At 69.3% G+C, this 18,164-nt stretch carries 20 protein-coding genes; 7 read left to right on the top strand and 13 right to left on the bottom strand.

What is annotated here, in order from left to right; all coding sequences use genetic code 11:
* Position 1: 1 nt before the first annotated feature.
* The 6 genes from ACZ6Z4_RS07280 to ACZ6Z4_RS07305 form a co-directional block, all read right to left on the bottom strand.
* On the bottom strand, positions 2-610 hold the full coding sequence (locus ACZ6Z4_RS07280) for a response regulator transcription factor (protein WP_465559163.1): 609 nt from the start codon (positions 608-610) through the stop codon (positions 2-4).
* Positions 607-1,737, bottom strand: a complete 1,131-nt coding sequence (locus ACZ6Z4_RS07285) for a sensor histidine kinase (protein ID WP_465559166.1) — start codon at positions 1,735-1,737, stop codon at positions 607-609. Before ACZ6Z4_RS07285 ends, ACZ6Z4_RS07280 begins: the two co-directional genes overlap by 4 nt.
* Positions 1,738-1,761: 24 nt before the next feature.
* On the bottom strand, positions 1,762-2,496 hold the full coding sequence (locus tag ACZ6Z4_RS07290) for an ABC transporter permease (RefSeq protein ID WP_363673155.1): 735 nt from the start codon (positions 2,494-2,496) through the stop codon (positions 1,762-1,764).
* Positions 2,493-3,392, bottom strand: a complete 900-nt coding sequence (locus ACZ6Z4_RS07295) for an ABC transporter ATP-binding protein (protein WP_465559171.1) — start codon at positions 3,390-3,392, stop codon at positions 2,493-2,495. Before ACZ6Z4_RS07295 ends, ACZ6Z4_RS07290 begins: the two co-directional genes overlap by 4 nt.
* Positions 3,393-3,461: 69 nt before the next feature.
* Entirely contained in the window at positions 3,462-4,304 is an 843-nt protein-coding gene (locus ACZ6Z4_RS07300) for an EamA family transporter (protein WP_465559174.1), read from the bottom strand.
* Positions 4,305-4,436: 132 nt separating this feature from the next.
* On the bottom strand, positions 4,437-5,087 hold the full coding sequence (locus ACZ6Z4_RS07305; RefSeq protein WP_465559176.1) for a TetR/AcrR family transcriptional regulator: 651 nt from the start codon (positions 5,085-5,087) through the stop codon (positions 4,437-4,439).
* A gap of 65 nt (positions 5,088-5,152) precedes the next feature.
* On the opposite strand from ACZ6Z4_RS07305, the gene ACZ6Z4_RS07310 reads away from it, so the two are divergent.
* From ACZ6Z4_RS07310 to ACZ6Z4_RS07320, 3 genes are read left to right on the top strand one after another with little or no spacing between them, the layout of a single operon-like run.
* Entirely contained in the window at positions 5,153-6,607 is a 1,455-nt protein-coding gene (locus tag ACZ6Z4_RS07310; protein WP_465559179.1) for a flavin-containing monooxygenase, read from the top strand.
* Positions 6,608-6,632: 25 nt separating this feature from the next.
* Positions 6,633-7,925, top strand: coding sequence for a hypothetical protein (locus tag ACZ6Z4_RS07315; protein WP_465559183.1), 1,293 nt, complete (start codon positions 6,633-6,635; stop codon positions 7,923-7,925).
* A complete protein-coding gene (locus ACZ6Z4_RS07320) occupies positions 7,922-8,134 on the top strand; it encodes a hypothetical protein (RefSeq protein ID WP_465559189.1) in 213 nt (70 codons plus the stop codon). The genes ACZ6Z4_RS07315 and ACZ6Z4_RS07320 overlap by 4 nt, the downstream gene beginning before the upstream one ends.
* Here ACZ6Z4_RS07320 and ACZ6Z4_RS07325 read toward each other — a convergent pair.
* From ACZ6Z4_RS07325 to ACZ6Z4_RS07335, 3 genes are read right to left on the bottom strand one after another with little or no spacing between them, the layout of a single operon-like run.
* Positions 8,076-8,399, bottom strand: coding sequence for a DUF3140 domain-containing protein (locus ACZ6Z4_RS07325; protein WP_465559194.1), 324 nt, complete (start codon positions 8,397-8,399; stop codon positions 8,076-8,078). The two genes, ACZ6Z4_RS07320 and ACZ6Z4_RS07325, sit on opposite strands and share 59 nt — an antisense overlap.
* A complete protein-coding gene (locus ACZ6Z4_RS07330; RefSeq protein WP_465559198.1) occupies positions 8,396-8,608 on the bottom strand; it encodes a hypervirulence associated TUDOR domain-containing protein in 213 nt (70 codons plus the stop codon). Before ACZ6Z4_RS07330 ends, ACZ6Z4_RS07325 begins: the two co-directional genes overlap by 4 nt.
* A gap of 42 nt (positions 8,609-8,650) precedes the next feature.
* Positions 8,651-10,186, bottom strand: a complete 1,536-nt coding sequence (locus tag ACZ6Z4_RS07335) for a fibronectin type III domain-containing protein (RefSeq protein WP_465559201.1) — start codon at positions 10,184-10,186, stop codon at positions 8,651-8,653.
* A gap of 115 nt (positions 10,187-10,301) precedes the next feature.
* Between ACZ6Z4_RS07335 and ACZ6Z4_RS07340 the strand changes: the two genes are divergently transcribed.
* Positions 10,302-11,294 (top strand): aldo/keto reductase, encoded by a 993-nt coding sequence (locus tag ACZ6Z4_RS07340; protein ID WP_465559204.1) that lies wholly within the window; start codon positions 10,302-10,304, stop codon positions 11,292-11,294.
* 327 nt (positions 11,295-11,621) lie between these two features.
* On the opposite strand, the gene ACZ6Z4_RS07345 is transcribed toward ACZ6Z4_RS07340, so the two are convergent.
* A complete protein-coding gene (locus tag ACZ6Z4_RS07345) occupies positions 11,622-12,689 on the bottom strand; it encodes a hypothetical protein (protein WP_465559208.1) in 1,068 nt (355 codons plus the stop codon).
* A gap of 116 nt (positions 12,690-12,805) precedes the next feature.
* Positions 12,806-13,561 carry a MerR family transcriptional regulator gene (locus ACZ6Z4_RS07350; RefSeq protein WP_465559211.1) on the bottom strand — a complete coding sequence of 252 codons (756 nt, stop codon included), beginning with the start codon at positions 13,559-13,561 and terminating at the stop codon, positions 12,806-12,808.
* 94 nt (positions 13,562-13,655) lie between these two features.
* On the opposite strand from ACZ6Z4_RS07350, the gene ACZ6Z4_RS07355 reads away from it, so the two are divergent.
* The 3 genes from ACZ6Z4_RS07355 to ACZ6Z4_RS07365 are packed head-to-tail and all read left to right on the top strand — an operon-like array spanning position 13,656 to position 17,602.
* Positions 13,656-15,473: a hypothetical protein gene (locus tag ACZ6Z4_RS07355; RefSeq protein ID WP_465559214.1), complete on the top strand. Its 1,818-nt coding sequence runs from the start codon at positions 13,656-13,658 to the stop codon at positions 15,471-15,473.
* Positions 15,470-16,408, top strand: a complete 939-nt coding sequence (locus ACZ6Z4_RS07360; RefSeq protein ID WP_465559217.1) for an alpha/beta fold hydrolase — start codon at positions 15,470-15,472, stop codon at positions 16,406-16,408. The genes ACZ6Z4_RS07355 and ACZ6Z4_RS07360 overlap by 4 nt, the downstream gene beginning before the upstream one ends.
* 45 nt (positions 16,409-16,453) lie before the next feature.
* Positions 16,454-17,602 (top strand): CaiB/BaiF CoA transferase family protein, encoded by a 1,149-nt coding sequence (locus ACZ6Z4_RS07365; RefSeq protein ID WP_465559221.1) that lies wholly within the window; start codon positions 16,454-16,456, stop codon positions 17,600-17,602.
* On the opposite strand, the gene ACZ6Z4_RS07370 is transcribed toward ACZ6Z4_RS07365, so the two are convergent.
* Positions 17,599-17,880: a hypothetical protein gene (locus tag ACZ6Z4_RS07370; protein ID WP_465559226.1), complete on the bottom strand. Its 282-nt coding sequence runs from the start codon at positions 17,878-17,880 to the stop codon at positions 17,599-17,601. The genes ACZ6Z4_RS07365 and ACZ6Z4_RS07370 overlap by 4 nt on opposite strands.
* Positions 17,870-18,040 (bottom strand): hypothetical protein, encoded by a 171-nt coding sequence (locus ACZ6Z4_RS07375; RefSeq protein ID WP_465559229.1) that lies wholly within the window; start codon positions 18,038-18,040, stop codon positions 17,870-17,872. The genes ACZ6Z4_RS07370 and ACZ6Z4_RS07375 overlap by 11 nt, the downstream gene beginning before the upstream one ends.
* Positions 18,041-18,164: the final 124 nt, after the last annotated feature.

Genomic DNA, 18,164 nt, shown 5'->3' on the forward strand with positions numbered 1-18,164 from the left:
GTTAGAGCCAGCCGTTGTCGACGGCGATGCGGGCGGCCTCGGCGCGGGTCCGGGCGCCGGTCTTGCCGATCGCTGAGGACAGGTGGTTGCGGACCGTCCCCTCGGAGAGGTGCAGCTCGCGGGCGATGTCCGCGACGGTCCCGCCTGTACGAGCGGCCCGCAGTACGTCGGACTCGCGGGCCGTCAGCGGGCTGGTCCCCGCGACCAGCGTCTCGGCGGCCAGCGACGGGTCGACGACGCGCAGACCCTGATGCACCCGGCGTACGGCGTCGGCGAGCTGCGCGGCGGGCGTGTCCTTGACGACGAAGCCCGCGGCGCCGGCCTCCATCGCACGGCGCAGGTAGCCGGGCCGGCCGAACGTGGTCACCATCAGGATCCGCACAGCCGGTACGGCGGCCCGCAGCGCCGCGGCCGCCTCGATTCCGTCCAGTCCCGGCATCTCGACGTCGAGCAGCGCGACGTCCGGCTTCGCCGTACGGGCGGCCCCCAGGACCTGGTCGCCGCGGCCGACCTCGGCGACGACCTCGAGGTCGGGTTCGAGGTCGAGCAGGGCGGCCAGCGCGCCGCGGACCAGCGCTTGGTCGTCGGCGATCAGCAGTCGGATGCTCACGGACCCACTCTGACAGCCAGCCGGAACCCGCCACCGGGCGCCTGGCCGACGGACAAGGTCGCTCCGACCTGGTCGGCGCGCTCGCGGAGCCCGATCAGCCCGTGACCGCCCGGTGAGGTCGTCGGCCCCCGACCGTCGTCCAGCACCTCGATCTGCTGTGCGCTCAACCGCACGCTGCACTTGCGAGCCCCCGAGTGCCGAATGACGTTCGTGACGCCCTCACGCACCACCCAGGCGAACAACTCCCGGTGCGACTCAGGTACGTCGTCAACCGTGGTCGGCAGATCCGCGCGGATCTCCGCGGCCTCCAAAGCCGCCCGAGCCGACACCAGCTCACCGGCGAGGCTCAGCTCGCGATACCCAGCGACAGCAGCCCGTACGTCGGCCAGCGCCGCGCGCGCGAGCTGCTCGACCTCCGCGACCTCCTGAGCGGCCCGCGACGGGTTCGCGGAGATCAGCCGGCCCGCGAGCTCGGCCTTGACCGTGATGACTGTCAGCGAGTGGCCCAGGATGTCGTGCAGATCCCGGGCGAACCGGTTGCGTTCCTCCTGGACGGCCAGCTCGGCGAAGTCCTGGCGGGCGATCGTCAGTTCGATCGAGCGCTGGATCGCCCGCCGGAGCCCGAACACGGCCAGTGCGGACAGGAAGATCGCGAGTCCGTAGCTGCTGTCGTCGTGCCAGCCGGGGACGAGTCGCATCGACAGTTCGGCGCCGCCGAGCAGGACCAGGATGATCGGGATGGCGACCAGGAGCTCCAGCGAGACCATCGCGATCGCCGTGATGTAGACCAGCGTCGTCAGCGCGGTCTGCCCGGCCGACGGCAGCATCAGCGCCGCCAGCAGGAGCAGACCGATCAGGTAGCCGACGCGCTGCCAGACCGGCATGCCGCCGGCGTTCAGGCCGACCTGGCGGATCCAGACGAAGAAGGCCATGTAACCGACCGCGAAGAGCAGCAGCGCGACGATCCCGACCACGCGGGTCAGGCCGTCGCTGTGCTGGAGGATCTCCTTCAGCGGGCTGGCGAGGTAGAACAGCCAGATCATCGCTGCGAGCCACCCCCACCGGCTCGGCGGGCGACGGCGGGTGCCGTCGCTCGCCGTCCCCAGCAGGATCGGTGCGGTCTTCACAGTCGTCACGGTAACCCGCTCGGCTCAGGCGCGGGCGGTGTCCGCGCGGAAGCGGCGCAGCCCGATCGCCCCGAGCACCACGGTCCACACCAGCACGATCCAGACCGCGTGCATGTCCAGCCCGCTCTCCGACAGCGCGCTGCGCGAGCTCAGGCCGGTCCAGTACGCCGGGGTCAGCTGCGCGATCGTCTTCATCACGTGCGGCATCTGCTCGATCGGCAGCCAGAGCCCGCCGAAGGCCGCGATCAGCATCGTGGTCAGGCCGGTGATCGGCTGCACGCTGTCCGGCTTCGCGACGTACCCGATCACCAGGCCGAGACCCGCGAACGGCAGCGCGCCGAGCCAGGAGACCAGCGCGACCGAGATCCACTGGCCGGCGCTCAGGTCGACGTGGCCGATGATCATCCCGGCCAGGAAGACGACCAGCAGCGGCGGGACCGCGAGCAGCAGCGACAGGATCACCTTCGTGGCGACGTACGCCTGCGGCTTGAGCGGCGTCAGCCGCAGCGTCCGGTTCCAGCCGCCGTCGCGTTCCATCGCGATCACGCCGCCGCTGCTCATCGCGGCGTTCATCGAGCCGAACATGGCCATGCTCACCATCACGTAGGCGATCGCGGAGATGCCGCCCTCGGAGTCGGAAGAGTGCAGCGTGGCACCGAAGATCAGGAACAGCACCAGCGGCATCAGCACCGCGAAGATCAGCACGCGGCGGTTGCGCAGCGTGCGCTTGATGTCGAACTTGAGGTAGTCGAGGTTCATGCGTTGCTCTCCTGTGCCGCGCCGATCGCGAGGACGGCGTCCTCCAGGTCGGCCGAGGTGATCTCGATGTCGTGGGCCGGCGTGTTGGCCAGCAGGTACCGCAGGGTGCCGTCGGAGTCCGCGCACTGCAGCAGCACCACGTCCCCGCGGGTTTCGACGTTCCGTACGCCGGGCAGCGTCGCGAGCGTGGCCAGGTCCGCCCCCGGCACGGTCGCCCGGATGGTCCGGCCGGACACGCTCGCCTTGATCTGCGCGGCGGTGCCGTCGGCAACGATCTTGCCGGCCCGCATCAGCACCACGCGATCGGCGTACGCGTCGGCCTCCTCCAGGTAGTGGGTCGCGAACAGCACGGTCCGGCCGCGCGCGGTCTCGGCGTGCATCGCGGCCCAGAAGTCGCGCCGCGACTCGACGTCCATCCCGGTGGTCGGCTCGTCGAGCACGATCAGGTCGGGCTGCGCGACGATCGCCATCGCGAACCGGACCCGCTGCTTCTGACCGCCGGACAGCGCCTTGAGCTTGCGCCCGGCCAGGTCCGCGATACCGGCCCGCTGCAGCGCGTCGGCGACCGGTAGCGGGTCCTTGTGCAGCCCGGCGACCAGGTCGATCAGCTCGCCGACCTTGGCGTCCTCGATGATGCCGCCGCTCTGCAGCATCACGCCGACCTGCCCGGCCGCGATCGCCTCGACCGGCGTCTTGCCGTAGAGCTGGACGGTGCCCTGGTCCGGGCGGACCAGCCCGAGCAGGATCTCCAGCGTGGTGGACTTGCCGGCGCCGTTCGGACCGAGCAGGGCCACGACTTCGCCCGACCGGATCGTGAGGTCCACCCCGGCCACGGCCTGCACTTCGCCGTACCTCCTGGTCACTCCGCTGAGGGTGACCGCAGTCGTTGTCGTCATACCCAGAATGCTCCTGGGAACGGCGCGCGCGAGCCTGGATCGGGCGTCACGAGGTGACCGTGACATCCGTCAGAGGTCGGGGGCTTCCGTTTGTGAGGTGCGGGTGATCGCGATCGAGGCGCCGACGACGCAGGCCATCCCGGCGAGCTGCACGGGGGTGAGGAGCTGGTGCAGGATCAGGTAGCCGGCGGTCGCGCCGACGGCTGGTTCGAGGCTCATCAGGATGCCGAAGACGGCGGGGCGCATGGTGCGGAGTGCGAGGGTTTCGAGGGAGTAGGGCAGGACCGAGGACAGTACGGCGATCGCGAGGCCGATCAGGATCGTGCGCCAGTGGATCAGGTCGGGGGTGGTCGCGAAGCCGACCGGGACGGTGATCGCGGTGGCGACGACCATCGCCAGCGCGAGGCCGTCGAGCTGGGCGAAGCGGCGGCCGGTCTCGGCGCTGAGCAGGATGTAGCCGGCCCAGAGCACGCCGGCCGCGGCGGCGAAGGCGACGCCGAGCCAGTCGACCTCGGAGAGCTCGTGACCGTTGACCAGGACGACGCCGATCGCGGCGGCCGCGGCGGCGATGAAGTCGCGGCGGCGCCGCGACATGACGGCGGCCAGGCCGAGCGGGCCGATGAACTCGATGGTCACCGCGACGCCGAGCGGGAGGCGTTCGAGGGACAGGTAGAAGCACAGGTTCATCAGGCCGAGCACGGTGCCGAAGGCAAGCACCGCTCCGAGGTCGCGGCGGGAGCGGCGGCGCAGGCTGGGGCGGGCGATCAGCAGCAGGATCGGTACGGCGAGCGCGAGCCGGACGGCGACGGTGCCGGGGGCACCGATCTCGTGGATCAGAGTCGCGGCCAGGGCGCCGCCGAACTGCACCGAGACGACGCCGCCGAGGACCATGGCGGTGGGTGGAACGCGCACAGGAGGATCAGATCACGAGCCCGGACGCCCGCCGCCCCCGCCTGCTCTTTCCTTGTTGAGTTTACAAGTGAAGGTCCGCAGCGGAGTTGGGTTATCCACAGGCAGCGTCGGTCTGGGCCGACCTCCCCGTTGTCAGGGCTGCTGCAGGTTGGCCAGCCCTTGCCAGAGCAGGTCCTGCAGGGTTCTTGCTGTCTTCTCCGGCGACGGCGGCGACTCGAGGCGGGTGCGCCAGATCGCCAGCCGTTCGGTCGCGCCGGAGATTGTCTGGGCGACGATCTGGATCTCCTCCTCGTCCGTCGTCGCGGGCGCGTTCAGGCGGACCATCGTCGCGATCAGTTCGACGAAGTCGGCGCGGACCTCGTCGGCGGCCTGGGCGGCCGGGCCGGCGGAGAGCATGCCCTCGTCGACGATGACCGACCAGGACCGGGGGTGGTCGTCGAGGAACTGGAACCAGGCGACGAAGCCGGCGTACATGGCCTGCTCGGCGTCGGGAGCGGCGAGGACGGCTTCGGAGACCGCCTCCAGGAGCTGGGCGCGCAGGCGGGACAGGCAGGCGAGGAAGAGGCCGTCCTTCGAGCCGTAGTACTGGTAGATCAGCGGCTTGCTGACGCCGACCTGGGCGGCGATCTCGTCCATCGAGGTGCCCTGGTAGCCGTGGTCGCCGAAGATCCGCTCGGCGGCGTCGAGGATCTCGCGCTCGCGGGCGGCGCGGTCGCGTTTCCGCCTGACCGGAGCGTCGCCGGACGGCGCGCCCGGCGGGATCGGCTGCGTGGTCGAGGTCACTTGTGCAGTCTAACTGACTCGGAGTAACTTACTGGGAGTAAGTTCTTTCGACGAAGGGCGAGCGCATGCCTCAGCAGCACCGGATCGTCGTGATCGGCACCGGCTTCGCGGGAATCGGGATGGCGGTCCGGCTCAAGCAGGCCGGGTACGACGACTTCGTCGTGCTCGAGCGGGCCCAGGACGTCGGCGGGACCTGGCGGGACAACACCTACCCGGGCTGCCGCTGCGACGTGCCCTCGCACCTGTACTCGTTCTCGTTCGCGCCGAACCCGGAGTGGTCGAGCACGTTCTCGCCGCAGCCCGAGATCGAGGCGTACCTGCGCCAGGTCACCGACGGGTTCGCGGTCCGGCCGCACATCCGCTTCGGGCATGCCGTCCAGGACGCGCACTGGGTCGACGACCACTGGCTGATCCACACCAGCCAGGGCGATTTCACCGCCGACATCCTGCTGTCCGGGATGGGCCCGCTGGCCGAGCCGTCGTACCCGAAGCTGAACGGGATCGAGTCGTTCGAGGGAGAGGTGTTCCACTCGGCGCAGTGGAACCACGATCTCGACCTGAGCGGCCGCAAGGTCGCGGTGATCGGGACCGGCGCGTCGGCGATCCAGTTCGTGCCGGCGATCCAGCCCGAGGTCGAGGAGCTGCACCTGTTCCAGCGGACGCCGCCGTGGGTGATGCCGCGGCCGGACCGGAAGATCAGCCGGGCCGAGAAAGCCGTGTACCGGCGGTTCCCGCTGGTGCAGAAGGCGGTCCGGGCCGGGATCTACTGGGGGCGCGAGACGATGGCGCTCGGGTTCACCAAGTTGCCCGCGATCATGACGCAGGCGCAGAAGGTCGCCGAGAAGCACCTGAAGCAGCAGGTCCGCGACCCCGAGTTGCGGGCGAAGCTGACGCCGGACTTCACCCTCGGCTGCAAGCGGGTGCTGATCTCCGACGACTACTACCCGGCGGTCGCGCGGCCCAACGTCTCCGTGGTCACCGACGGGATCACCGAGGTGACGCCGACCGCGATCGTCACCGACGACGGGGTGAAGCACGAGGTCGACACGATCATCTACGGCACCGGTTTCCGGGTCACCGACCTGCCGGTGATGGACATGCTGCACGGCCGCGACGGCCTGACGCTGCGCGAGGCGTGGTCGGACGGGATGGAAGCCCACCTCGGTACGGCGGTCGCGGGCTTCCCGAACTTCTTCCTGCTGATCGGGCCGAACACCGGGCTCGGGCACAGCTCGATGGTGTTCATGATCGAGTCGCAGATCGCGTACATCCTGGACGTGCTGAAGACGATGGACGCCGAGGGGCTGCGGCAGGTCGAGGTGCGGCCGGAGGTGCAGCGGGCGTTCGTCGACGGCGTGCGGTCGTCGATGCGGAACACGGTCTGGACGCGCGGTGGCTGCACGAGCTGGTACCTGGACGCGCAGGGGCGGAACACGACGCTGTGGCCGTCGTTCACGTTCCGGTTCCGGCAGCTGACCCGGCGGTTCGACCGGTCGGAGTATCAGACAGTAGCTATGTGACATAGGGCGTGTTACATTCGGACCCATGATCCCCTTGCACGGAATCGGCGGGCGTGGGGACCTGCCGGTGCCGCTGTGGCTGGCGATCTACTCGGCGGCCGCGGCCGTTGCGGTGTCGTTCTTCGCGCTGGCCGCGTTCTGGTCCAAACCACGCTTTGAAGTCGCTTCCGGTAGCCCTCTGCGGGTGCTCACCCAGTTGGTGGACACGCCGGTGGTTCGGTGGGGGCTCAAGGTCGTGGGCGTTCTCGCGTTGGCGCTGCTGCTCGGCGCCGCCTGGTTCGGCAGTACGTCGCCCGCCCTCAACCCGGCGCCGACCTGGCTCTACGTCTGGATCTGGGTCGGCATCATCCCGCTCTCACTGCTCTTCGGCCCGGTCTGGCGGCTGGCCAACCCGCTACGCACGCTCGCCGCGCTGGTCCCTCGACGGACCCATCGCCGGCTCCCGAGCGGCATCGCCTACTGGCCGGCCGTCGCCGGGCTCTTCGGCTTCCTCTGGCTCGAACTGGCCTACCCCGAAGGCTCCGCCCCGCTCGTCGTCGCCACCTTCGTCACGGCGTACGCCGTCGTGAACGTTGCCGCCGGCATCGTCTACGGCCCGCGCTGGTTCGCGGTCGGCGACAGCTTCGAGGTGTACGCCGAAGTGCTCGCCTGCCTCAGCCCGCTCGGCCGCGAGAACCGGCAGCTCGTCCTCCGCAACCCCCTGGCCGGCCTCGCGACCATGCCGCAGCAGCCCGGCCTGGTCGCGCTCCTCTGCTTGTTGCTCGGCTCAACGGCCTTCGACGGCATCTCCCGCTGGGGCGCCTGGACGTCGCTGACCGGCGACTCCGATCACGTGCTCGTCCACACGCTCGGTCTGGCAGCCTGCATCGCCCTGGTGACCGCTCTCTTCCTCGGCGCCGCCCGAGCGACCGGATCCGCCTCCGTCCGCCCCGGTGCCCTCGGCAACGCCGGCCTTCCCGGGGCCTTCGCGCACTCGCTGGTCCCGATCGCGATCGGGTACGCCGTCGCCCACTACTTCTCCTTCGCGGTGTTCCAGGGGCAGGATGGTGTCCTGCTCGCGACCGACCCGTTCGGTCGCGGCTGGGACCTGCTCGGCGTCGGCGCGACCGGGATCGACTACGGCGTTCTCGGCACCGGACTGATCGCCGGGGTCCAGATCGGTGCGATCGTGCTCGGACACGTACTCGGGGTCGTGTCCGCGCACGATCGCGCCACCCTGCTGTTCCGCCGCCGCGAGATGCGCCGCGCGCAGTACCCGATGCTCGCCGCCATGGTCGCCTTCACCGCCGGCGGCATCGCCCTGGTGACCGCCTCGTGATCGCCCAGCACCTGGGCGGCATCCCCGAGCTGGCGATGTTCCTCGGCCCGATCCTCCTGATCGCCGCCTTCGTCCGGATCGCCCGCCGCAAGGAGGCGAGCGTCGAGGACGACGACTGGGACAGCGACCTCGGCGACTTCGAGGACGGCCCTACTTCTTCGGGTCGTGCCCCCAGTTCATCAACGAGTAGCGCCAGTCCGTCTCCGTGACGTCCCCGGACGGCCGCTGCTTCAGGTGCCGGTGCACGTAGCCGACGACCTTGCGCATGTGGTCGAGATCGGCGTCGCTGAGATCCGCCTTCTTCGTCCCGAGCAGCTCGACGATCCGCCGGCCGCTGCGATGCCCGACCGACTCGGAGCCGCCGGACGACTTCTGCCCGACCTGCTTCGACTCGTCGGTGTCCAGCCAGTCGCGCAGGCTCGACGGCGTCATGTTCACCGCGTCCTTGAACTCGGCGTACACGTCGTCGCTCATGACGACACCTTCCGCAGCGCCGACGGCTTGTGGACCGCCGTCCGCCCGGACTTGTCGCTGCGGACCAGGTACTGCGGTTCGTCGGGTGAGGCGTCGACCGTGCGCTTGCCCGCGTGGGTGCGCTCGGTCAGCTTCTTCTCGACGGTGCCGTGGGCGGTGCCGCCGTGGCTGTCCCACTCCACCTTGTCGCCCTTGCGGAACGTGTTCACCGGGAGCTCCTTCAGTCGGATTCCAGCCCCCGGTACCCCGGGCTACCGGACCCTGACCGTCGCCGAGGCGCCCTTCGTGCGGGTGCGGCCGTCGGTGACCTCGACGTGGTACGCCGGGAGCTGGCCGGTCTTGACGCCCGTGTCGGTGTACGTCGTGACGGTCGGGCGCGACCACGGGTAGGAGTTGCGGGTCCAGCTGCCGAGCTTGGTGGTGCCGCGGTAGAGCGTGTAGGTGAGGGTGATGTTGTCGGTGTCGACGACCGCCGGGAAAGTGACCGTCGTACGGGCCTTGGCGGGGCTGGCGACCTTGGGTGCGGTCGGGCGGGTCGGGAGCGCGCCGCCTGCGGCGTTGGTGAAGCGGGTCAGGCCCTGCTGGGGCTTGCCGTTGACCGACAGGAAGTCGCCGCCGGCCCAGAGGTCGTTGCCGCCGGAGGTGAAGGCGAGCGGGCCGACCTCGGTGGTGCCGCCGACGTCGGTGTTCGGGAACCAGGGGCCGAACTTGCCGGTCGTCGTGCTCTGGACGAGCAGGTGCCGGATGCCGCTGCCGTCGCCGAAGCTGCGGTCCTGGCTGCAGTCGTGCGCGTGCGAGCCCTTGTAGAGCCAGCCGCCGATCGCCTTGACCGCCTCGGTCGCGCCGAGGCACTTGCTCTGCCAGACCAGCTTGCCGGTCTTGGTGTCGGCGGCCAGGATGCCGTCGTAGCAGCCGAGGCCGCTGCCGGCGTTGCCGACGAAGGCGCGGTTGCCCTGGGTGTCGATGTCCTTGACCCGGCTGACGCACTCGTCGGTCGGCGGCGGGATCGCCGCCGCGGCCGGGAGCGGGTACGCCTTGGCGTTGATCGGGTCGAGCATCGCCAGCGCGTAGTGGTTGCCTCCGGCCACCTTCTTGAACCCGCCGCCGACCAGCACCCGGCGGCCGTCGTCGGTCAGGTCGATCGCGTGCACGTCGTCGTCGGCATTCGGGTTCCACGGCAGCAGCGCGCCGTTCAGGGAGACGGCGGCGAGCCGGTTGCGCGTCGTACCGGCGACGCGGCCGAAGGAGCCGCCGATGTAGACGGTGTTGCCGAAGATCGCGAGCGCGGAGACCCGGTAGCTGACCGAGGGGTTCCAGCTGGTCAGCTGCCCGTTCGCGACGTTGAACATCGCTGCGCGATTGCGCGGTACGCCGTTGACGCTGGTGAAGTCGCCGCCGATCACCACCCAGCGGCCGTCGGCGCTGGTCGCGATCGACCAGACGGCGCCGTTCAGGCGCGGCGCCCAGCCGCTCGGCGCGCCGGTGGTCCGGTTGAACGAGGCGACGTACGGGCGCACGGCCTCGCCCTCGCCGATCGGCTTCCCGCCCGGCCGGATCCGGGTGAACAGGCCCCCGGCGTACACGGTGTTGCCGGCGGTCGCGAGCGCGTTCACGCTGTCGTCGGTCTGCCAGGTCGGGCGCGCGACGGAGGACACGGCGGAACCGAAGCCCGGCGCGGCGGTCTTGGCCTTGGCCTGCTGCGCGGCCTGGACCGGTGGGCCGGACGGGACGAGCGCGGCAGCGACCACGGCGGCAACGGTCACGGTTGCCAGAACCAGCTTCTTCATGAACGTCCTCAACCCCGGCGAGTCACAGTGTGCGACGCTACGCTAACTGTGCGCTCAGGAGTCCGGGAAATCGGGGCCTTGACCTGGAGCGCGCTCCAGCAGGTTGAGTGGCCGGATGGACACCAACTTTCTCGGCCGCACCGGTCTGCAGGTCAGCGAACTGTGCCTCGGCACGATGACGTTCGGCGGCGGCACCGACGAGCCCACCGCGCACCGGATCCTGGACGCCTTCGTCGAGGCAGGCGGGACGTTCGTCGACACCGCGGACACCTACTCGGGCGGGGTGTCGGAGGAGATGATCGGCAGCTGGCTGAAGACGCGGGACCGCGACGAGCTGGTGATCGCGACCAAGGTGTACGGCGAAGCGGCGCCCGGGCTGCCGGTGCGGGGTGCTGGTCGCAAGCACGTGATGGCTGGCGTCGAGGCGAGTCTGCGGCGGCTCGGGACCGACTTCATCGACCTCTACCAGATTCACGTCTGGGACGACGCGACGCCGATCGAGGAGACGCTGACGACGCTCGACGCGCTGGTGCGCAGCGGGAAGGTCCGGTTCGTCGGGGCGAGCAACCTGACCGGGTGGCAGTTCCAGAAGGCGATCGACCTGTCGCGGCATCGCGGGCTGGAGCCGTACGTCGCGTTGCAGCCGCTCTACAACCTGCTCGATCGGGACGCCGAGCTGGATTTGATCCCGGTCGCCTTGAATGAAGGTGCGGGGGTGATCGCTTGGAGTCCGCTGGCTGGTGGGTGGTTGTCGGGGAAGTACGCGAAGGCTGCTGGTGCGCCGCCGGCTGAGTCGCGATCGAGCGCTGAGGACTGGGCGGCACACGACAACGAGCGGACCTGGCGGGTGATCGACGCGCTGGTGGCGGTCGCTGAGGAGACCGGCAAGACGCCGGCGCAGGTCGCGCTGCGATGGGTGATGCAGCGGCCGGGGCTGACCGCGCCGATCATCGGAGCGCGGACGCCGGAGCAGTTGGCGGACAACCTGGGGGCTGCCGGTTGGGTGCTGGAGGAGGAGCAGATGCAGCGGCTGACCGAGGCGGGGGAGAAGCCGCTGCCGTACCCGCACAACATCCTGCAAATGCCGCAGTTCGTCCGACGAGGGTAATACCGCGGTTTGGTACGACCTCGGGATGGATATCGCATACGAGTTCGCTGTGGTTCTGCGGAAGGGGTCAATCCTGGGCCGAGACCGGACTGCCCGACTGTGGGCATCTTGGGATGCACCGTGTCTACACCGCAAGGGCGTCGTTCAGCTCGGCGGGGATTCGGGTGGGTTACGGTCGACGGCTGGCTTAGGGGATGTGGCTGCTCGTCGGGAGGTCTTTGAGGCTAGGTCGCACGGTCTGACCAGGTGGCGCCAGGATTTGAATCAGGTATACCCGGTGAAGCTTGTTTGGGATATCCGGTAGATATGACTCCCCTACCGGTCGACTTAGGAACGCATTCCTCGGGTGCTGAATCGAAGCCGAAATATGCGAGGCCCTGGCAGTCTTTGTGCGAGTTCACCGCTAGGGTCCCACAGAATATCTAGTTGGCCGCCGAGGTCATTTATCGCAACTGGCGCCTGCTCGCGCCGCTCACCTTCTCCGACGGCTTGTTCTTCAGTTTCAATTGGTAAGGTCAGTTGGATTGTGTAGCTTTCGTGGTCAGTGCTCCTGATAATCCAACGTCTTGATGTTGCACCCCGGCGCACGCTTTGAGGGTCGATCCAAACGCGCTGATCTGGAGCGGTGTCGACAATGGATAAGAACTGCTCGATGTCGTCGACCCTGGCGAGAAGTGCTTGGCCTCCTGCGGGAAACACCAGGACTGCGCCATTTAAGGCATCAGACAGGTCTGCGGCCATCGTCTCACATTCGGCTCTCAGCCAACTCGCCGATTCGATGGCTGCGCCGTGCAGGCTCTCCTGCATTCCGATCTTAGCCGTTCCCAATGATGATCTAGCGAGGGTTCGAAAGCGGGCTGTCGGGAACCCTTGATTGCCACCTGGCATTGATCGAAGAATTCGGTCGGCCGTCTGGGAAGCCACTCTGAGGAGCGGAGCCCATTCCGGTCCAGAGAGATCTATAAGAGAGATTTGGTGAGCAAGTGCATAGTCTTGGGCAGGCCTACTGAATCCGCTTGCTGAGAATAGGGCATAAAGGTAAGTTCGCCGCGATCGACTCTTCGAGTATCTGATCATCCATGCTTGGTTGACGTCGTTAATCGTTCCAACGGCGTTGCGTACCACACCGATTCCGGTCTTTCCTTTTCGCGCCTTGGCCTCTACGAACAGGCGAATCGGTTGACTGAAGGCGGGAATAATTGTGAACTCACCGAGCACGTCAACTTGGTGCACGCCGCCACGGCCCCGAACAAGTAGGTCACCTGTTCCTGGCCTTGTCGTCAACTCTTCGGGGTCATCAGACTCGTCGGTCAGCACGCGGTAGCCCGCGCTTTGAATCAGCTTGGCAATCAGTTCTTCGAGTACATAGCCAACCAGCGCATCCCTGCCAACCACCTTAAATCTCCAAATGATTCATGGTTCAAATCCTTCGGGGGAGTCTGGCGGGTTAGGTGCGTGTATTGCCGATACTATCGGTCCCGGCTTCAGCTTCGTTACATCGCGCTACCGGATCAGCCGGTCGACGGTAGGTCGTTCGGGGGCAGCCCGAGCTCCTCGTACGCCGCGACCTCGATCTCGCGGCCCATCGCCTCGCGGAACGCCGCGACCAGGGCCTGGCCGGCCAGCGGGATGATGTTCTCCAGCGTGCGCTGGATCTCCGGCCAGCCCTCCGGGGGCAGCCCCGCGTCGGCGAACTGCCGCCAGACCGTGCCGCGGAACAGCTCGACGTAGATCTTCGCCACCTGGTCGGCCTGCTCGAACAGCTTCGGCAGCATCTCGAAGATCGCGTCCAGCGGGACGCCGAGCTTGATCACCTCGAGGCCGGTGCGGAGCAGGTCCGGGTTCGGGATCCGGAGCCGGTCGTCCTCGACACGCTCGGCGATGCCCAGCTCGATCAGCTTCTCGATCGTCCTCGCGTCGTGCGGGATCCCGGCGCGCTCGGCCAGCTGGTGCTCGGTGATCACCTCGGGCTCGGCCGGCGACCACGGGCTGACCAGCGTCTCGAACACCCCGAGCGCGAGCGCGCCGTCCGGGAGCTCGCTCATCATCCGTTCGACCGCGGCCAGCGTGTAGCCCTTGTCGAGCAGCTCGCGCACCAGCGTGAGCCGCGCCACGTGGTCGGCGCCGTAGTACCCGGTCCGGCCGACCAGCCGGGGCGGCGGGATCAGCCCGCGTCCGGCGTACGCACGCACGTTGCGGACCGTCATGCCCACCTTCGCGGCGAGCTGGTCGACCGTGTACTCCTCGGGTGCCTGCTGTCCCTCCACGCTTGACAGTCTTCCAGACTCGACGTTACATATCTTATGTAACATCCTCCATGGCGCATGCCCGCTGTCCCGCCGATCCCGCAGGAGTGACGCGATGACCGTCCCACTGGCCGCCTCGACCGGTACCGCGAGCTTCGACCAGATCGCGATCGTCACCGGACTCGTCGGACTGCTGTACGCCGCACTCGCCGTCCTGCTGTGGCGGGAACGCACCGGGCACGCCACGCTGGTAGGGCGTCTCGCGGACACCATCGGGAGACTGGACGGAGTCCCCCGATGGGCCGCGCTCACGCCGTACCTGCACGCCGTCTCGCTGCTGTCCTGCGCCTTCGGGGTCTGGTGGGACATCGCGGTGCACATCGACAAGGGCCGCGACACCGGCCCGTTCGGGACCCCGGCGCACTACCCGATCTTCTTCGGCATCCTCGGCGTGATCGTGTCCGGCGTGCTGCCGATCGCGCTCGCCCGCAAGCCGCTGCCGGCCCGGACGCTGAAGCTGACCCAGGGCTGGCACATCCCGTGCAGCGCCGCGCTGGTCACCGTCTGCGGGACGTTCGCGCTGGTCGGCTTCCCGCTCGACGACGTCTGGCACCGGCTGTTCGGCGAGGACGTCACGCTCTGGGGGCCGACCCACCTGCTGATGATCGGCGGTGTGGTGCTGTCGATCTTCGCCCGGCTGCTGGCCTCGGCCGAGGTCGAACAACTTGTCGGGAGCAACCGGTGGCGCCGGTTCCAGGAGATCGTTGCCGTCGGCGCCTTGCTGATCGCCTGGGACCTGTTCAGCACCGAGTTCAACTACGGCGTGCCGCAGTTCCCGCTGGTGCTGCAGCCGATCCTGATCGTGTTCGGGGCCGCTCTCGCCTTCACCGTACTGCGGGCGCGGCGCGGGCCGTTCAGCACGTTCGGGGCGCTCGCGGTCTACCTGATCATCCGCGGCGGGATCGCCTGGGCGGTCGACCAGCCGCTCGGTGAGATCCTCGGGCACTTCCCGCTGCTGATCGCCGAAGCGGTGCTGGTCGAGCTCACGGCGCTTGCTCTGGGCAACAAGAACCGGTTCCGGCTGGGTGCGGTCGCGGGTGCGCTGACCGGGACCGTCGGCTTGCTCGCGGAGTACGGCTGGAGCCAGGTCTGGATGCCGATCCGCTGGCCCTCGTCGATGCTACCGTCCGCGCTCGGCTTCGGGGTGGTCGCGGGGATCGGCGCCGGGCTGGTCGGCGCGTGGCTGGCGACCCGGTACGCCGAGGTCGCGGGCGAGGCGCGGGTGGCGTCCGACGTACGGCGTACGCATCAGCTCGGAGCTGTCGGGCTGGTCGCGGTGCTCGGCGTGGTGTTCTTCTGCGTGCCGCGGTCGGCCGAACCGGGGGTGTCGGCAACGATCTCGCTGGAACAAGTTGCCACCGGCGCCGAGCCGACGGCGTACGTGACGGTGAAGGTGGACCCGGTCGACGCGGCCGAGGGGGCGCGCTGGTTCGAGGCGATGGCCTGGCAGGGCGGCGGGCTCGAGCTGCACCCGCTGCAGAAGGTTGCCGACGGCGTCTACCGGTCGCAGGAGCCGTTGCCGATGTACGGGAAGTGGAAGTCGATGGTGCGGCTGCACCAGGGCGCGCGGGACCTGGTCGCGGCCTGGGTCTACGCGCCGGAGGACGCGGCGATCCAGAAGCCGGCCGTGCAGGTGTCGAACGGGCAGACCGTGCAGTTCATCGGCGAGCAGGAGGTGCTGCGCCGGGAGGAGCGGACCGACGTACCGCAGTGGATGTGGAACGGCGGGTACGCACTGCTCGCGGTCGTCGGGCTGCTGGAGATCCTCGGGATCGCCTGGCTGGTCGGGCGCGGCGCCCGCGGCGGGCGGATGCGCGCGGCGTACCTGAGCGGCGCGTCCGAGCGCGAAGCGGATCGAGTGGAGAAGATATGACCATGCAGGCGGAGCGAGCTGGGGTGATCACGCCGGACGGCGTGCGGTTGCACGTCGAGACGACCGGCTCGGCCGACGCGCCGGTGACGGTCGTGCTCGCGCACGGCTGGACGTGCTCGACCCGCAGCTGGCACCACCAGTTCGCGGGGCTGCCCGGCGTACTGGGGGTGGACGGGGTGCGAGTCGTGGCCTACGACCACCGCGGGCACGGACGCTCGGATGCGGCGCCTGCTGGTACGACGCGCATCGAGCAGCTAGCCGACGACCTGGTGACGGTGCTCGACGAGGTCGCGCCGACTGGGCCGGTGGTGTACGCCGGGCACTCGATGGGCGGGATGACGCTGATGGCGCTCGCCGACCGGCACCCGGAGCTCTTCGGCTCGCGGATCGCTGGAGCGGCGCTGGTCAGCACGTCGTCCGGCCAGATGACGTCGCGGGCGTTCGGGCTGCCGGCGCGTTTGGACGGCGCCGCCGCGCTGGTCGCGCCGCGAGCGATGAACCTCGCCGGCGCCCGCATCGAGCGGCGCCAAGCTGTCGAGGCCGAGCTGAAGGCCTGGCGCCAGCTCGCCTCGACCCGCCTCCGCCGCCCGGCGGTGAAGCAACTGGTGTTCGGCAAGAAGGTCGACCCCGCCGAGGTCGACGTCCTGCTCGCCGACCTGCAAGTGCTCCCCGGCCGCTCCTTCAGCGGCTTCTTCGAGGCCATCACCCAGCACGACCTCGGCCACGCCCTCGCCGTCCTGGACACCATCCCGGTCGAGATCATGCACGGCACCCGCGACCGCCTGCTGCCCCCACGCCACGCCAACCGCATCGCCCAGCTGATCCCGTCCTCCCGCCTCTGGATGTACCCGGGCGCCGGGCACATGCTGATGCAGGAACGCCCCAGAGACGTCACCCACCGCCTGGCATCACTCGCTCGCAAGGCCGCCGCCTAGAGCGCTGTGAACTGCGCCATGGCGCTGCGCCCCTAGGGTGGTTGGGTGCAGAACCTTCTCTCGGACGTTGTCGTGGTCGACCTCACCCGTGCGCTGGCCGGGCCGCATGCCGCGATGATGCTGGGGGATCTCGGGGCGCGGGTGATCAAGGTCGAGACGCCGGCCGGTGGGGACGACAGCCGCGGGTGGGGGCCGCCGTTCGTGGGTGGCGAGTCGACGTACTTCCTGTCGGCGAACCGGAACAAGGAGTCGGTGACGGCTGATCTGAAGTCGGCCGAGGGGAAGGACTTCCTGACCCGGCTGGTCGGTAAGGCCGATGTGCTGATCGAGAACTTCCGGCCGGGGGTGCTCGACCGGCTCGGGTTCTCCGTCGAGCGGTTGCACGAGCTGAATCCGGGCCTGGTGATCCTGTCGATCACCGGGTTCGGGCACGACGGGCCGGAGGGTGGGCGGGCCGGGTACGACCAGATCGCGCAGGGCGAGGGTGGGCTGATGAGCATCACCGGCGCCAGCGAGCCGACCAAGACCGGGATGCCGATCGCCGACCTGCTGGCCGGGATGTACGGCGCGTACGGCGCGCTCGCGGCGCTGCACGAACGCGCGATCACCGGGCGCGGCCGGGTGGTCCGGACGTCGCTGCTCGCCTCGGTGGTCGGCGTGCACGCGTTCCACGGGACGAAGTGGACGGTCGCCGGGCAGCTGCCCGAGCGGGTCGGCAACCACCACGCGCAGATCGCGCCGTACGGGATGTACTCCACGCGGGACGACAGCATCCAGGTCGCGGTCGGCAGCGAGGGGCAGTGGCGGACGTTCGCGCCGATCGTCGGGCTCGACCCGGACGACGGGCGCTTCGCGAGCAACGCCGAGCGGGTCGCGCACCGCGATCTCCTGACCGCGGCGATCGAAGCCGCCTTCGCCGCGGAGCCCGCTGACGTGTGGTTGCGGCGGCTCGCGGAGGCGGGGATCCCAGCGGGCAAGGTGCGCGACTTCCAGCAGGTGTACGAGTGGGAGCAGACCCGGTCGCAGGGCCTGCTGGTCGACGTCGAGCACCCGGAGCTGGGCAAGATCCAGCTCCCCGGCCCGCCGCTGCGCTTCGACGACAACCCGTACGCCGGGGCGCGCGAGACGAATCTGCCGCCGCCGCGACTGGGCGAGCACAACGACGCCGTACGGGCGTGGCTCGACGAGGACTAGTGCACGTACACGGATGCGTTGAGCTGCACCGCATGACCGGCTGCCCACAGCAGCTGCCCGCACCCGAGCACACCAACCGGCTCGCCGTAGTCCGACAGCGGTAGCTCCTCGGGAAACCCCGGCAACGGCTCAGCCAGCCGCTGAGCCCCGAAGCTCTCGACGGCAACCTTCAGGTCTGAGTCGTCCGCGCCGATCAGCGTGAGCACCCGCGCGCACTCGAACAACAACCGCGGTGCCGAGCCGAGCGCGACGTTCTCGCCCTCGACTTCAAGGTGCACGACCTCGGCAAAATCCACCCGGCCCGCGAGGCTCGTCGTGCGGTGGAAGACCGAGCGTCGCGAGGTGCCCGTTCGCGGCCTCCAGCGCCGCGAGCAGGAACCGCTGGAACGGGCTGTCGTCAGACCCCGCCAGCGGCCCGACGTTCAGGTCGATGCTCACCGCCAGATCGTACGGCGGCCTTTCCAGCCGGATCGAAGAGGTTCTGCCCGCGGCACCCTCCTCCTACGGTGTTCCGGTATCGATTCCGGTCCGGGAACGAACCAGGGGTTGACGGGCTGGCAAG

It is taken from the genome of Kribbella sp. NPDC104740, from assembly GCF_055583505.1.

What these genes read in the sequence shown, in the direction of transcription:
- ACZ6Z4_RS07290 (WP_363673155.1), bottom strand. Translation starts at nt 2,496, where the DNA reads ATGAACCTCGACTACCTCAAGTTCGACATCAAGCGCACGCTGCGCAAC.
- ACZ6Z4_RS07295 (WP_465559171.1), bottom strand. Translation starts at nt 3,392, where the DNA reads ATGACGACAACGACTGCGGTCACCCTCAGCGGAGTGACCAGGAGGTAC.
- ACZ6Z4_RS07310 (WP_465559179.1), top strand. Translation starts at nt 5,153, where the DNA reads ATGCCTCAGCAGCACCGGATCGTCGTGATCGGCACCGGCTTCGCGGGA.
- ACZ6Z4_RS07315 (WP_465559183.1), top strand. Translation starts at nt 6,633, where the DNA reads ATGATCCCCTTGCACGGAATCGGCGGGCGTGGGGACCTGCCGGTGCCG.
- ACZ6Z4_RS07325 (WP_465559194.1), bottom strand. Translation starts at nt 8,399, where the DNA reads ATGAGCGACGACGTGTACGCCGAGTTCAAGGACGCGGTGAACATGACG.
- ACZ6Z4_RS07335 (WP_465559201.1), bottom strand. Translation starts at nt 10,186, where the DNA reads ATGAAGAAGCTGGTTCTGGCAACCGTGACCGTTGCCGCCGTGGTCGCT.
- ACZ6Z4_RS07340 (WP_465559204.1), top strand. Translation starts at nt 10,302, where the DNA reads ATGGACACCAACTTTCTCGGCCGCACCGGTCTGCAGGTCAGCGAACTG.
- ACZ6Z4_RS07355 (WP_465559214.1), top strand. Translation starts at nt 13,656, where the DNA reads ATGACCGTCCCACTGGCCGCCTCGACCGGTACCGCGAGCTTCGACCAG.
- ACZ6Z4_RS07360 (WP_465559217.1), top strand. Translation starts at nt 15,470, where the DNA reads ATGACCATGCAGGCGGAGCGAGCTGGGGTGATCACGCCGGACGGCGTG.